The 14,449-nt window shown below is 69.6% G+C and carries 14 protein-coding genes; 7 read left to right on the top strand and 7 right to left on the bottom strand.

Annotated elements, in window-relative coordinates; all coding sequences use genetic code 11:
• Positions 1–74 precede the first annotated feature (74 nt).
• The 3 genes from IM777_RS07435 to IM777_RS07425 are packed head-to-tail and all read left to right on the top strand — an operon-like array spanning position 75 to position 2,007.
• On the top strand, positions 75–473 hold the full coding sequence (locus IM777_RS07435) for a DMT family transporter (RefSeq protein ID WP_194385121.1): 399 nt from the start codon (positions 75–77) through the stop codon (positions 471–473).
• Entirely contained in the window at positions 470–793 is a 324-nt protein-coding gene (locus IM777_RS07430) for a DMT family transporter (RefSeq protein ID WP_194385120.1), read from the top strand. Before IM777_RS07435 ends, IM777_RS07430 begins: the two co-directional genes overlap by 4 nt.
• Before the next feature lie 50 nt (positions 794–843).
• Positions 844–2,007 (top strand): glutamate--cysteine ligase, encoded by a 1,164-nt coding sequence (locus IM777_RS07425; RefSeq protein WP_194385119.1) that lies wholly within the window; start codon positions 844–846, stop codon positions 2,005–2,007.
• A gap of 2 nt (positions 2,008–2,009) precedes the next feature.
• On the opposite strand, the gene ffh is transcribed toward IM777_RS07425, so the two are convergent.
• The gene (gene ffh / locus IM777_RS07420) at positions 2,010–3,563 is read right to left on the bottom strand and encodes a signal recognition particle protein (protein WP_194385118.1); all 1,554 of its coding nucleotides are present in this window, start codon (positions 3,561–3,563) and stop codon (positions 2,010–2,012) included.
• Positions 3,564–3,593: 30 nt separating this feature from the next.
• Positions 3,594–4,151 (bottom strand): TetR/AcrR family transcriptional regulator, encoded by a 558-nt coding sequence (locus tag IM777_RS07415; protein WP_194385117.1) that lies wholly within the window; start codon positions 4,149–4,151, stop codon positions 3,594–3,596.
• 104 nt (positions 4,152–4,255) lie between these two features.
• Between IM777_RS07415 and lipB the strand changes: the two genes are divergently transcribed.
• Together lipB and lipA are read left to right on the top strand one after the other, a co-directional pair.
• Entirely contained in the window at positions 4,256–4,894 is a 639-nt protein-coding gene (gene lipB, locus IM777_RS07410) for a lipoyl(octanoyl) transferase LipB (RefSeq protein ID WP_194385116.1), read from the top strand.
• Entirely contained in the window at positions 4,891–5,916 is a 1,026-nt protein-coding gene (gene lipA, locus IM777_RS07405) for a lipoyl synthase (RefSeq protein ID WP_194385115.1), read from the top strand. The genes lipB and lipA overlap by 4 nt, the downstream gene beginning before the upstream one ends.
• Before the next feature lie 32 nt (positions 5,917–5,948).
• Here lipA and IM777_RS07400 read toward each other — a convergent pair whose 3' ends face one another.
• From IM777_RS07400 to smc, 3 genes are read right to left on the bottom strand one after another with little or no spacing between them, the layout of a single operon-like run.
• Complete coding sequence (locus IM777_RS07400; protein WP_071043184.1) at positions 5,949–6,449, bottom strand: DUF2004 domain-containing protein; 501 nt, start codon at positions 6,447–6,449, stop codon at positions 5,949–5,951.
• Positions 6,450–6,507: 58 nt separating this feature from the next.
• Positions 6,508–7,380: a signal recognition particle-docking protein FtsY gene (gene ftsY / locus IM777_RS07395; RefSeq protein WP_194385114.1), complete on the bottom strand. Its 873-nt coding sequence runs from the start codon at positions 7,378–7,380 to the stop codon at positions 6,508–6,510.
• A 49-nt stretch (positions 7,381–7,429) separates the two neighbouring features.
• Positions 7,430–11,005, bottom strand: a complete 3,576-nt coding sequence (gene smc / locus IM777_RS07390; RefSeq protein ID WP_194385113.1) for a chromosome segregation protein SMC — start codon at positions 11,003–11,005, stop codon at positions 7,430–7,432.
• A 449-nt stretch (positions 11,006–11,454) separates the two neighbouring features.
• On the opposite strand from smc, the gene IM777_RS07385 reads away from it, so the two are divergent.
• A complete protein-coding gene (locus IM777_RS07385; RefSeq protein WP_194385112.1) occupies positions 11,455–11,709 on the top strand; it encodes a hypothetical protein in 255 nt (84 codons plus the stop codon).
• A 22-nt stretch (positions 11,710–11,731) separates the two neighbouring features.
• Positions 11,732–12,835 (top strand): GNAT family N-acetyltransferase, encoded by a 1,104-nt coding sequence (locus tag IM777_RS07380; RefSeq protein ID WP_194385111.1) that lies wholly within the window; start codon positions 11,732–11,734, stop codon positions 12,833–12,835.
• 3 nt (positions 12,836–12,838) lie between these two features.
• On the opposite strand, the gene mutM is transcribed toward IM777_RS07380, so the two are convergent.
• Positions 12,839–13,747, bottom strand: coding sequence for a bifunctional DNA-formamidopyrimidine glycosylase/DNA-(apurinic or apyrimidinic site) lyase (mutM, locus tag IM777_RS07375; protein WP_194385110.1), 909 nt, complete (start codon positions 13,745–13,747; stop codon positions 12,839–12,841).
• Positions 13,740–14,444, bottom strand: coding sequence for a ribonuclease III (gene rnc, locus IM777_RS07370; RefSeq protein WP_194385109.1), 705 nt, complete (start codon positions 14,442–14,444; stop codon positions 13,740–13,742). The genes mutM and rnc overlap by 8 nt, the downstream gene beginning before the upstream one ends.
• Between the last annotated feature and the right edge of the window lie 5 nt (positions 14,445–14,449).

Here is a 14,449-nt window from a genome sequence, read left to right as displayed (position 1 = left end):
CGCGCCGACGGCCGCTCCGGCAAGGGTCCGCTAGGGTGAGCGGGTCAACCCGCCCCCGCCCGAAAGTCTCCCCCATGGCCAAATGGTTGTACCTCGTCGGCGCCATCGTGCTGGAGGTGTCGGCGACTCTCTCGCTGCGACAGCTCGTGGACCACGCCGGCTGGATCGTCCTCGTCCTTCTCGGCTACGGCGGCGCCTTCCTGTGTCTGGCTCTGCTGCTGCGCGCGGGAGCCCCGATCGGCCTGACCTACGGCGTCTGGGCCGCGTCGGGTGTCGCGCTGACCGCCGTGCTGGCCGCACTGCTCTACGGCGACCCGCTGACCTGGCTCATGAGCCTCGGGATCGCGATCGTCATCGGCGGGGTGCTGCTGGTGGAGATGGGTGCGAGCACCCACTCCCGGCAGGCGCCCGCGACCGGGCCGATCGCGACGCCTACGGCCGAAGCAGCCGACACGAGGGAGGGACGACGATGACCTGGCTGCTCCTCGCGGGAGCGATCGTCTTCGAAGTGACGGGCACGATGTCGCTGCGCGCATCGGAGGGCTTCAAGAAGCGCGTCTGGATCGCGCCCGTGGTCGTCTCCTATGTCCTGGCCTTCACTCTGCTGTTCCTCTGTCTGGCGAACGGCATGCCGGTCGGTGTGGCATACGGCATCTGGTCCGCATGCGGGGTCGCGCTGACCGCGATCCTGGCGCGCGTGCTCTTCAAGGAGCCCTTCACGTGGGTGATGGGCCTCGGGATCATCGCGATCGCCGGGGGCGTTCTGCTGATCGAGCTCGGCGCGCCGCACTGATTCCCCCGACGTTCTGATCCGCGCCCGCAGCGGCGTGGCAGGATGACGGCATGACGGTGCCCTTCGCGACATCCGCGCGCTCCTCGGTCGGCATCGAGTGGGAGCTGATGCTCGCCGATCGGCGGACCGGCGACCTGGTGCCGCGTGCCCCGGAGGTGTTCGCCGCCCTCCCCGAGGACACGGCGCTCGAACGGTTCACCGTCACCCAGGAGCTGCTGACGAACACGCTCGAACTCACCAGCGGCGTCGGCCAGACGGTCGCTGCCGCCGTGGACGACATCGCCGACGCGATCGAGACGGTGCGCAGCATCACCGATCCGCTCGGGGTCGAGCTGATGTGCGCGGGGAGCCACCCGTTCGCGCAGTGGTACGACCAGGAGATCACCGACAAGACCCGCTATCACGAGCTCATCGAGCGCACGCAGTGGTGGGGGCGCAACATGATGATCTGGGGCATCCACGTGCACGTCGGCATCGATGACGTCGCCAAGGTCCTGCCGATCATGAACGCGCTCTCGGTGTATCTCCCCCACCTTCAGGCCCTCTCCGCCTCGAGCCCCTTCTGGGCGGGGGATCGCACGGGCTACGCGTCGAACCGCGCACTGGTGTTCCAGCAGCTGCCCACGGCGGGTCTGCCCTGGCCGCTGCGGGACTGGGCGGAGTTCGAGGCCTATCTCGACGACATGGTCCGCACCGGCGTGATGGCCGATGCGACGGAGGTGAGGTGGGACATCCGGCCCGCACCACGCTGGGGCACCATCGAAGTGCGCGCGTGCGACGGCATGTCGACGCTTCCCGAACTCGCCGCCGTGGCCGCCCTCACCCAGGTTCTCGTCGAGCACTTCTCGCGCGAACTCGACGAAGGGCGCGAGCTCACCATGATCCAGCCGTGGTTCGTGCGCGAGAACAAGTGGCGGGCTGCCCGATACGGACTGGACGCTCAGGTGATCGTCGCGCCCGACGGCACGCAGGTGCCCGTCCGCGAGCACCTGATGGAGACGCTGGAGCGGCACGCGGAGATCGCGGTCGAGCTCAAGTGCGCCAAGGAGTACGCCGGCGTGAACCGGATCCTCGCCGAGGGCGCGAGCTCGTCGCGTCAGCTCGTCGTGGCCGATGCCGCCGGCGGTGATCTGCGCGAGGTCGTGCAGCATCTCATCCGCGAGTTCCGCGGGGGGCCGACCCTCCGCGAGCACCTCGCCGCGATGCGCGACTGATCTCAGCCCTTGCCGAGCATCTTCTGCAGCTCGGCAAGATCCGCCTCACTGGGCATGTCCCTGCCCGCACCCAGGCCGAATCCCGAACCGGTCGCCTCCGACGCGGCGACTCCCGCGTTCTCGGCCGCACGCTTGGCCGGATTCCCGGAGCGCGATCCGCTCTTCTTCTTGGAGTTCTTGCCGCCGCCGCGCTTGGCTGAAGCACCCGGCTTGCCCCCCATGGGCCCCATGCCCGGGACGTTCGGAACACCTCCCCGAGCGACGGTCTTCATCATCTTGGCAGCCTGGTCGAAGCGCTGGACGAGCTGGTTGACGTCGGTGACCGTCATCCCCGACCCGCGCGCGATGCGCAGGCGTCGGGAGCCGTTGAGAACCTTCGGATTGCGGCGCTCGCCCGGCGTCATCGACCGGATGATCGCCTCCGTCCGATCGATCTCACGCTCATCGAAGTCGTCGATCTGCTGCTTCATCTGGCCCATGCCCGGGAGCATCCCGAGCATCTTCTTCATCGAGCCCATCTTCTTGAACTGCTGCATCTGCTCGAGGAAGTCCTCGAGGGTGAACTGCTCGGTCGCGATCTTGTCGGCGACCTTGCGCGCTTCCTCTTCGTCGAACGTCTGCTGCGCCTGCTCGATCAGGGTGAGGATGTCGCCGAGGTCCAGGATGCGGCTGGCCATGCGGTCCGGGTGGAAGGGCTCGAGGTCATCGAGCCCCTCTCCCGTCGAGGCGAAGATGATCGGGCGACCGGTCACCGAGGCCACCGAGAGCGCGGCACCGCCGCGCGCATCGCCGTCGAGCTTGGACAGCACCACGCCGGTGAAGTCGACGCCCTCCTGGAAGGCCTTGGCCGTATTGACCGCGTCCTGGCCGATCATCGCGTCGATGACGAAGAGCACCTCGTCCGGTCGGGTCGCGGTGCGGATGTCGGCGGCCTGCTTCATCAGCTCGGCGTCGACACCCAGTCGTCCGGCGGTGTCGATGATGACCACATCGTGCTGCTGACGGCGCGCTGTCTCGACGCCGGCGCGCGCGACCGCGACCGGGTCGCCGACGCCATTGCCCGGTTCCGGGGCGAAGATCGCGGCACCGGCTCGCTCGGCGACGACCTGCAGCTGGTTGACGGCGTTCGGGCGCTGCAGGTCGCACGCGACCAGGAGCGGGGTGTGGCCGTCCTTCTCGAGCCGCTTGGCGAGCTTGCCGGCGAAGGTGGTCTTTCCCGAGCCCTGGAGCCCCGCGAGCATGATGACGGTGGGAGGGTTCTTTGCGAACTCGAGGCGACGCTGCTGACCGCCGAGGATGGCCACGAGCTCCTCGTTGACGATCTGAACGACCTGCTGCGCCGGGTTCAGGGCCCGGTTCACCTCATCGCCCAGCGCGCGCTCACGCACTTTCGCGGTGAAGTCCTTGACGACCGTCAGCGCCACGTCGGCGTCGAGCAGCGCACGACGGATCTCGCGGACGGTGCCATCGACGTCCGCGGGAGTGAGCTTCCCTTTGGTGCGGAGGTTGCGGAAGGTCTCGGTGAGCCGGTCGGAGAGAGTGCCGAAAGTCGCCATGATCCCCCGATTCTACGCGTCCGCGGCGGGTCAGCGCGGCAGCACGAGCGCCAGCGCCGCCGTCACCTCGTCAGGGAGAGACGACGTTCCGGGGCCCGACCCGGCCCACCGCCATACGGCGCTGAAGATGGCGGCCGCGCGCGCCGCCCCGTCGATGTCCGCGGCGGCGGAATCGTCCGCCGGAGCGCGAAGCCGGTCCGCGATCAGACCGCTCAGCCGCAGCTGGCGGCGGGCGCGTTCGGACTCGAGATCGCTCTCGATGCCCATGATCGCCGCGTTCACGATCCCGAGCGCGAGACTGTCCGGCGCGAACGCCTCGGCGAAGGAGCGGAGCGCGGCATCCACCTCGACGCCGTCGCTCAGCGATCGCGCGACCACGTCGAGCCGCTCGTCGAACCCGCTCCACAGGATGTCGGACTTGGAGGCGAAGTAGTTGAAGAAGCTCGACCGGCTCACACCCGCGCGCCGCGTGATGTCCACGATCGACGTCGCCGCGAAGCCCTGTTCGAGGAAGAGCTCGCAGGCCGCCTCGGCGAGCGTCTCGCGCGAAGACGCCTTGGGTCGGCCGACACGCGCTCCACTGTCCACGGGTCCACGCTATCGACGCGGACGCAATGCACGCGCGTGTCGCCGCCCGCTGATCGCAGCACGGGTATTGTTGGACGCATTCCAACATTCCAGGAAGGTTCGTGATGCCCGACATCCTGACCCTGGGCCTCGCCCCCGACCTCGTGCCCTATCGCCACGCGTGGGAGCTGCAGCGACGCGTGCACGCCGATGTCGTCGATCGCACGCGCCCGGACACCGTGCTGCTGCTGGAGCACGAGGCCGTCTACACCGCGGGCACTCGCACCGCGGCACACGAGCGTCCGACCGACGGCACGCCGGTCATCGACGTCGACCGCGGCGGGAAGATCACGTGGCACGGACCCGGTCAGCTCGTCGGGTATCCCATCGTGCGCCTCCCCGACCCCGTCGACGTCGTCGCCCACGTACGACGTCTCGAGCGCCTCCTCATCGACGCGCTGGCCGAGCACGGTGTCGAAGGGCACCAGGTGACCGGACGGAGCGGGGTCTGGGTGCGGCGGCCCCTCGGCGACGACAAGGTGGCCGCGATCGGCGTGCGCGTCGAGCGCGGAGTGACGATGCACGGGTTCGCGATCAACTGCGACAACTCGCTCGCGCCGTTCCAAGGCATCATCCCGTGCGGGATCACCGACGCCGGCGTCACCACGGTGAGCGAAGCCTCCGGAGTGGCGACCCGTCCGCGCGACATCGTCGCCACCGTCATCCGGCACCTCACGAGCACCTACGCGGAGGTCGCGGCATGACCGGCTGCGCACCCACGAGCGGCGACAGTGCCGCGACCCGACCCGACGGGCGAAGGATGCTGCGGCTCGAGGTACGCAATGCGCAGACGCCGATCGAGCGCAAGCCGGAGTGGATCAAGACGCGCGCGAAGATGGGACCGGAGTACTCCGCACTGCACTCGCTCGTGAAGACCGAGGAGCTGCACACCGTCTGCCAGGAGGCCGGGTGCCCGAACATCTACGAGTGCTGGGAAGACCGCGAGGCGACCTTCCTCATCGGCGGCTCCCAGTGCACGCGACGCTGCGACTTCTGCCAGATCGACACCGGCAAACCCGCCGACTACGACACGGATGAACCGCGGCGCGTGGCCGAGAGCGTCGCGGCGATGGACCTGCGATACGCGACCGTGACGGGGGTCGCCCGCGACGACCTGCCCGATGGTGGTGCGTGGCTGCATGCGGAGACGGTTCGAGCCATCCACGAGCGGAATCCGCGCACCGGCGTCGAGATCCTCGCCACCGACTTCAACGGGGATCCCGGCCAACTGGACGAGGTCTTCTCGAGCCGCCCCGAGGTGTTCGCCCACAACGTCGAGACGGTGCCGCGCATCTTCAAGCGCATCCGTCCGGCCTTCCGCTACGAGCGGTCGCTCGGCGTGCTCACGCGGGCACACCGAGCCGGTCTCATCACGAAGTCCAACCTCATTCTCGGCATGGGCGAGGAGCCGGAGGAGGTCGCGCGGGCGCTTCGGGACCTCCGCGAGGCGGGCACGGACATCATCACCATCACGCAGTATCTGCGACCGTCCCCGCGGCATTTGCCGGTCGCCCGCTGGGTCAAGCCGGAGGAGTTCGTCGCGTTCAAGACGGAGGCGGAGCGGATCGGATTCCTCGGCGTGCTGGCCGGTCCGCTCGTGCGCTCGTCCTACCGCGCGGGGCGTCTGTGGGCCCAGTCCATGCGGTCGATGGGAAGAGACCTTCCCCGGCACCTCGCGCACATCGGCGAGGAAGCCGGCGCGGACCGCTTCGCCCAGGCCGTCTGACGCGCCCGGCGATCTACCGCGGCTCGCGGTCGTCAGTCGGCGCTGGTCACCGAGACGACATCGCCGTCGGAGTCGAGGTTCACCAGCAGCACATCGTCCGTCGCGTCGGGATCCAGAGCGTACTCGAGCACGGCGAACGGATCGCTGCCGCCGAGTTCATCCGCGAGGATGGTCATGCTCATGATCTGCAACGACCGGATGATGTCGACGTGGGTGTCGCCGCTGATGTCGACGAGCATGTCCTCGAGGTCGTCGCCGAGCGACTCCTGCTGCTGCAGGATGTACTCGATCACCTCGCTGGTGCGGTCGCCGAGCTCGGAGACCATCGCTCCCCGGGCCTTCGCGTCGACGGCCTCCAGCGCAGCGATGAGCGCCGCGGCGACATCGAGAGCGGCGGGAGAGACATCGTCCTGATCGGGAGCGGTGAGATCGACGGTCACGGACTGGTCGCCGAGCTCGACGACCTCCGACCAGAAGAGCGACCCGTCGGGGCCGGACTCGAGAAGGCCGAAGTAATCGTGCTCGATCGCCATCCCTCCATGAAACCAGCACGCCCGCCCGGGCGATAGATCTGCGGGTCGTGTCGCCGGATCAGTCAACGAGCGACGCGGCGAACACGTGCGGGGTGAACCCCGTGAGGTCGCCGATGCCCTCGCCCTGCCCGAGGAGCTTGACCGGGATCCCGGTGCGCTCCTGCACGTTGAGGATGAAACCGCCCTTGGCGGAGCCGTCGAGCTTGGTGATGACCAGTCCGGTCACACCGGCGTGCTGCAGGAACGCCTCCGCCTGCATCACGCCGTTCTGTCCCGTCGTGGCATCGAGCACGAGCAGCACTTCGCTGATCGGCGCCTGCTTCTCGACCACCCGGCGGATCTTCGTGAGTTCATCCATGAGCCCACCCTTGGTGTGCAGGCGTCCGGCGGTGTCGATGAGCACGATCTCCGTGCCGGTCTGCTTGGCATGGTCGATCGTCTGGAACGCCACCGAGGCGGGATCCTGACCCTCCTGCTGGGGACGCACGATCGTCGCGCCGCCGCGCTCGGCCCACGTGGCGAGCTGCTCGACGGCGGCGGCCCGGAAGGTGTCGGCCGCCCCGACGACGACGGTGCGTCCGTAACGCTGCAGGAACTTGGCGAACTTGCCGATCGTGGTGGTCTTGCCCACGCCGTTGACGCCGACCACGAGGACGACGGCCGGACGCTCCGTGAGTTTCAGCGTGGTGTCGAACCGGGCGAAGTGCTCCTCGAGCGTCTCCCGCAGCATCCGCTGCAGGTCTCTCGGATCGGTGGTGCGGTACCGATCGACCTTCTCGCGCAGCTCGTCGACGATGCGCTCGGTGATGTCCGGACCGAAGTCGGCGGTGAGCAGCGCCGTCTCGAGGTCGTCCCACGTCGTCTCGTCGATCGTCGGCTTCACGAACATGCCGCGCAGCGCGCGACCGAGCGACCAGGAACTCTCTGCCATGCCCCCAGCCTAGGGGCGTCGCCCCGCCGCGACCGGAGCCCGCCACGGATCAGGCGGTGACGCGCTCCCGGTCGCGCACGCGCTGGCCGACGACGGCGGACACGCCGTCCTGCCGCATCGAGACGCCGTAGAGCGCATCGGCGATCTCCAACGTGCGCTTCTGGTGCGTGATGACGATGAGCTGGCTGCTCTCGCGAAGCTGTTCGAACACGCCGAGCAGCCGGCCGAGGTTCGCGTCGTCGAGGGCAGCCTCGACCTCGTCGAGGATGTAGAAGGGGCTCGGCCGCGCCTTGAAGATCGCCGTCAGCAGCGCGACGGCGGCGAGTGAGCGCTCTCCCCCGGACAGCAGCGACAGCCGCTCGATCTTCTTGCCGACCGGACGCACGGAGACCTCGATCCCGGTCGTCAACGGCGACTCGGGGTCGGTGAGCGAGATGCTGCCGGTTCCTCCGGGGAAGAGGATCGGGAAGACCTCGCCGAAGGCGACCTTCGTGTCCTCGAACGCCTCGAGGAAGATGGCCCGCATCCGCTCGTCGAGCTCCTCGATGATGGTCGCGAGATCCTTTCGGGTACGCGTCAGATCGTCGAGCTGATCCACGAGGAACTTGTGACGCTGCTCGAGGGCGGCGAACTCCTCGAGCGCCAGCGGGTTCACCCGGCCGAGCTGCGACAGCTTGCGCTCGGCCTCCTGAAGCCGCTTCCGTTGGGCCGTCCGGTCGTATGCGACCGTCGGCATATCATCGTCCGTCGTACCGTCAGATTGCTCGCCTGTGGCGGCGAGACTGCCCGATGAGAGGTGTAGGCCGCTAGGAAAGGGCTGATCCGGGCCGTATTCCGCGACCAGGACGTCTTCGCCGAGACCCAACTCGTTCGAGACCCGCTCCAGCAGGCTCGACACGTGCAGCTTCTTCTCGTGAATCGTCAATTCCAGCCCGTGCACGCTCTCGGTGAGCCCGGCGAGCCGCTCCCGCGTCGAGGCTTCGGATCGGCGGAGGTCGGCGAGCTCCGCCGTCAGCGCCGTGCGCGCGGACTCGGCCGCGGCCAGTTCGACACGCGCCTGGCTGAGCGAGCGGTCGACGGAGTCGAGCACCGCGGGCAGCGCGGCCGAGATCCCCTGCGCGGTCTCGCGCTGCGCACGGCGGATGACGGCGCGCCGCGCGGCCTCCTCCGCGGCCGCTCGCTCGCGCTCACGCTGTCTCTCCAGTTGCTGCACCCGTGCCTGACCGGCTCGCACGCGCTCGCGCAGCGTCTCGACGTCGAGCCGCGCGCGCATCTCGGCGTCGCGGGCCTCTTCGAGCGCGAGGAGAAGGCCGTCGCGCGCGGAGACGTCGAGAATGGGCCGGGGAAGCTCCAGCGCGTGGGTCAGCTGCTCCTGTGCGGACCGGGCCGCCGCCTCGGCCTCTTCCACGGCAGCCTGAGCCTGACGAAGTCCGGCTGTGAGCCGCTCGCACTCCGCAGAGGCCGACTCCTGGCGCACCGTCGCGCGATTGACGCGCTCGGCGTGGGCCGCGAGCGCGGCGTCGTGCTCGCGGAGCGCGGACAGGCTCGCCTTCGTCTCGGCGCGGGCGCGATCGAGCTGTGCGGATCGTTCGCCGAGCGCCTCGCGCAGCGAGTCGGCGACGACCAGGATCTCGGCTCGTCGATCCGCGGCGCCGTCGCGTTCAGCGGCGAGCTCGAGGCGCGATCGCCCCTGACCGGAGCCGGCACGCACCGTCGGTCCGGTGAAGACCTCGCCGTCTCGCGTGACCACCGTCAGCGGCGCGGCGGGCTGCGCGTCGAGAGTGTCGGCGACGGCGCGCACGGCGTCGAGGTCGTCCGCGATCAGCACACGCGCGAGCATGTCCTGAATGCCGGCCGGCGCCGTCACCACCTCGTGAGCGGGACGCGCGCCGGGGATCTCCGGCAGGTCGCTGCCGCCGACCCGGACGTCGGCGATGACGATGTCCACGACACCGAGATCACGACCGCGCAGGGTCGACGCGAGGTCGAAAGCGGCGCCGCGGTCCTGGGCGAGAACACCCTCGGCGAGGGGGCCGAGCACGGCGGCGATCGCGGCCTCGTATCCCGGCGTCACCTGCACCGCGTCCCCCACGAGGCCGACAAGCCCGGCAGCGCCTTCGGCGAGGAGCTCCGACGCCGCATTGCGCACGTCGAGCGCACGGGAGAGGGCCGCGGTCTGCGCGCTGAGGGCCTCGCCCTCGCGCTCGGCGGCGTGCAGTCTGTCGCGCAGCTCCGAGACCTCGGTCTCGAGGTCGCCGGCGGTGCGCTGAGCGCGCTCGTAGGCGGCGGTGTTCTCGTCGACGGCGCTCTGCGGCGCCGAGCCGACGTCGATCTCGTCGAGTTCCGCCTCGGCCTCGGCACGTCGGGTCAGTGCCGCATCGAGCGCTTTCTGCTGGCGGTCGACCGCAGTGCGCACCGCTGTCAGGGCGGAATCCGCTGCTTCGGCCGTTCCGCGCATCGCGGTGATCTTCATGTCGTGCGCCGAGACGAGTGAGCTCTGCTCGGCGATGTCGACATCGAGAGCGTCGAGCTCGGCGCGGGCACGGATGACGTCGCGCCCCGCCGATTCGGCGGCGTCCTGCGCGTCGCCGAGGCCCGCGGCGATGTCGTCGATCTCGGCTCGAGCCTCGTCGATCGCCGCCTGGGTCACCGTCGCGCCCTCGACGATGTCGCTCTGCTCCGGTTCCGCCAGCAGCGACAGGCGCTGCCCGGCGAGGGCGTAGAGCGACCGGAGGCGCTCCTGAACACGCTCTAGGCCGTGGGCGACGCGCCGCGCCTCGTCGACGGCTTCCGAACGCTGTTCGGCTTCGAGATGCGCGATGCGGCCCCGCACGACGTCGAGCTGCTCCTGCAGTGCTCCGCGCTCGGTGTGCCGCTCCTGCTCGGTGCGGGCGAACGCGTCGAGCTCGGTTCGCAGGGCGACGAGGTCGTCGGCGAGCAGCCGCGCCTTCGCGTCGCGCACGATCGCGGCGATCGATTGCGCCTCTCTGGCGACCTCGGCCTGCCGGCCGAGCGGCTTGAGCTGTCGGCGCAGCTCGCCGGCCAGGTCGCTGAGGCGCGTGAGGTTCGCCTCCATCGCCTCGAGCTTGCGCAGCGTCTTCTCTTTGCGGCGCCGGTGCTTGAGGATGCCTGCTGCTTCTTCGATGAAGCCGCGGCGGTCTTCGGGAGAGGCCTGCAGCACGGCGTCGAGCCGGCCCTGACCGACGATGACGTGCATCTCGCGACCGAGCCCCGAATCGCTCAGCAGCTCCTGCACGTCGAGGAGCCGACACGACTCGCCGTTGATCGCGTACTCACTCGATCCGTTGCGGAACAGGGTGCGGCGGATGCTCACCTCGGCGTACTCGATCGGCAGGGCACCGTCGCCGTTGTCGATGGTCAGCTGCACCTCGGCACGTCCGAGCGGACCGCGCGTGGCCGTTCCGGCGAAGATGACATCCTCCATCTTGCCGCCGCGCAGCGTCTTCGCACCCTGCTCCCCCATCACCCACGCGAGCGCGTCGACGACATTGGACTTGCCGGATCCGTTCGGCCCGACGATGCACGTGACCCCTGTCTCGAGTTCGAAGGTCGTCGGCTGGGCGAACGACTTGAACCCTTTGAGCGTCACGCTCTTCAGGTGCATGGATGCGTCCTCCGGCCTGTCTGGATCACCGATACACGCTACCCGAGACACGCCGCGACGTCGGCGCGACAGACGGTCATCGATCGCATCCGACACGCCCGTCGTCCACCGAAACCGAAAAGACCCTTGACGTCTTGGATCCGCCGCGCTAGTGTCCAGATCGCGTCTCAGCCGGAAAGGAGGTCACCGATGATTCAGATGCTTGCGCCTTTCGCGCCGATCACCCGTACCGGGATCCGCTCCCCGCACCGTGGTCTCGCTCCGGTGGCCGGATTCCGCGACGTCGTCACGCGCGTCGTCGCCTGACCGCCGCCTCACCCGCACCCCGCGCCGTCCGTGCGCGCCGCTTCGGCACCCCCGGCTCGACCTCGCTTCACCCCGATTGCGAGGCTCCCCGCCGCTCGATGATTCTGCGCCACTCGCGCGTCCTCACTCGAAAGTGCACTTCCGTGAACACACTCGCACCCTTCGTGACTTCGCACGAGCGGGAAACCCTGTCCGCCGCGGTGAGCGATCACCGCCTGTCCGCCGTCGATCGCCTCGAACTGCGTCTCGGCCTGTGGCTGCTCCTCCGGAGCGCTCGGCGCCTCGACGTCGCCGATGACCCTGCACAGCTGTCTCGACGCGACGCCGCACGCCGCGAACGCGCCGAACGCGAGAGACGGGCCGAACGCGTCTACCTGCTGCGCGTTCCACGCCTGTGACCACCCGATGGAAGAAGCGATCATGTCCGACACGACCCCCGAGGTCGTCCCCTTCCATGGCGGCTCGTTCCGCCGCGTCGGGATCCCCCGATCACCGGCGGATCCCGACGCGGCGGACTTCGTCGCCACCGTGGCGGCACGCAACACCGTCTCCCGGGAGGTGTCCGGGACCGACGACCACACCCGCACCGTTGCGGAGCTGTTGCCGCACTACCGCCCGGACGCGTATGAGATCCGGCACCTGTGGCTCGTGACCGACGACGACGGACGCGCGATCGGCCGGGTCGGCGTGGACATCCCTCTCGAAGCCGGGTCGACGGTGGCCTTCTGGACCATCGAACTCATCCGGGCGTCGTGGGGGCGAGGCATCGGCTCGGCCGCTCACCGTCTCGTCGAGAGCACGGCGCGCGAACACGGTCGCACGGTGCTGCAATCATGGGCGGACCACCCCGACGCTCCGGGCGAACGTCTTGCACCGCCGACGGGGTTCGGCAGCATCCCCCTCGATCACGCCGCGCGCTTCTATCGACGGCACGGCTACACCCTCGAGCAGATCGAGCGATGCAGCGCCTTCGACCTCACCGCCGCACCGGATCGGGTGCAGAGCCTGCTCACCGCTGCCCGGGCGGCGGCCTCCGGCTACCGGGTCGTGCCGTGGATGCTGCCCACTCCCGCGGAACGCGTCGCCGGGTACGCCTGGATGAAGTCGCGGATGTCGACGGATGTTCCCGCCGCCGCGCTGACCTTCGACGAAGAGGCCTGGGATGCCGCCCGCGTGGAACGGCACGACGCCCTGTGGCTCGACGGCGGCCACCGCGTGCTGGTGACCGCCGCAGAGCACATCGCCACCGGTGAGCTGTGCGCGTTCAACGAGCTCGTGCGCGGCTCCGCTCCCGGTTCGGTCACGTTCCAGGAGGACACGCTCGTGCTCGCGGCGCATCGCGGGCACCGCCTGGGCATGCTGGTCAAGTGCGCCGGACTGCTGCGGTGGCGCGAGATCGCGCCGGACTCCCCGCGCGTGCTCACCTACAACGCCGAGGAGAACCGGCCGATGCTCGACATCAACGAGGCACTCGGATTCGTCCCCGTCCTGTACGACGGCGCCTGGAAGAAGACGCTGACGTGAACCTCAAGATGCGCGCTTCTGGCACCGGGCGCAGAAGTGGCTGCTGCGGTTGGTGAACGACACCCGCACGACCGGATGCCCGCAGCGCGGACAGGCCTGCCCGGTGCGCCCGTAGACGTTCAGCGAATGGGCGAAGTAGCCCGCCTGCCCGTTGACGTTGACGTACTGCGCGTCGAAACTCGTCCCACCCTCGGCGAGGGCCTTGTGCAGCACCGCGCGAACCTCGGAGAGCAGGCGCCGCACGGCTCGAGTGGCCAACGCGGACGCCGGCGTCTCGGGATGGATGCGAGCAGCCCACAGGGACTCGTCGGCATAGATGTTCCCGATGCCGCTCACGACGGTCTGATCCAGCAGCACGCGCTTGATCGCGGAGCCCTTGCGACCCAGCGCCTTCCGGAAGTCCGCCTCGGCGAACGCGGGGTCGAGGGGGTCGCGGGCGATGTGAACGACCTGCGTCGGAACGGTCGCGGCCGGCCAGCCGGCGCCCCCGGCCGCGGCGTCCGGTGTCGGCACGAGGGCGTCCCAGGCGAGCGAGCCGAAGGTGCGCTGATCGGCGAACACGACGGCGAGCTCGCCGTGCTCGGGGTGCTGCACGTCGAGGCGAATGCGTTCGTGACGCTCGGGGGGCGAACCGGCGGGACGAAGGAGCAGCTGACCGCTCATGCCGAGGTGCGCCACGACGCCGACCGATTCCTCCGGCGCTTCCGGCAGGAGCGGGAGCCACAGGAACTTGCCGCGGCGCGCGGCCGCCTGCATCGTCCGCCCCGTCAGTCGCGCCTCGAAGTCGGCCGCGGTGCCGGGGTGCCGTGTGAGTGCCCGGTCATCGAGCACCGTCACGGCGGTCACCCGGGCGCCGCTGACGGCGGGGGCGAGGCCCGCACGGACGACCTCGACCTCGGGCAGCTCAGGCACGCGCGCTGAGTTCGTGCCACGCGGTGAGCGCCGCGGCCATCTCGGCCTGCTTCTTGCTGGTCCCGACGCCGACCGAGGAGTGATCGCCGACGGCGACCGTGGCGGTGAACACCCGGTCGTGGTCGGGACCGGTGGAATCGACCTCGTAGACCGGCGCCGGACGCTCGAGCCTCGCGGCGAGCTCCTGGAGTCCCGTCTTGGGATCCATCGCGACGCCGTAGCGCTCGGGATCCGCGAGCAGCGGCTCGACAAGCCGCAGGACGAGGGAGGTCGCCGCGTCCGGACCCGTCGACAGATAGGTCGCGCCGATCACGGCCTCCATGGTGTCGGCGAGGATCGAGTCCTTGTCCCGCCCGCCCGTGCGGTCTTCGCCGACCCCAAGACGCAAATGCTCTCCGAGCCGGATGCCGCGCGCGACCTCGGCCAGCGCGACGGTGGACACCACGCTCGCACGACGCTTGGCCAGCGAGCCCTCGTCGAGCTCAGGATGCCGGGTGTACAGCCGCACGGTGACGGCTTGGCCGAGCACACTGTCGCCGAGGAACTCGAGACGTTCGTTGTGCGGTCCTTGGCCGTTCTCATACGCCCACGAACGGTGCGTGAGCGCAAGCGACAGAAGCTCGGGGTCGATATCGACCCCGAGCTTGTCGAGAAGGGACGCGTCGGACGCCGTCGCCCGCGTGCCACGCTGCGCCATGATCA

The sequence above is a fragment of the Microbacterium luteum genome (assembly GCF_015277875.1).
GTDB classification, from domain to species: Bacteria; Actinomycetota; Actinomycetes; order Actinomycetales; family Microbacteriaceae; genus Microbacterium; species Microbacterium luteum.
This window is presented reverse-complemented; position numbering and strand designations above follow the sequence as displayed.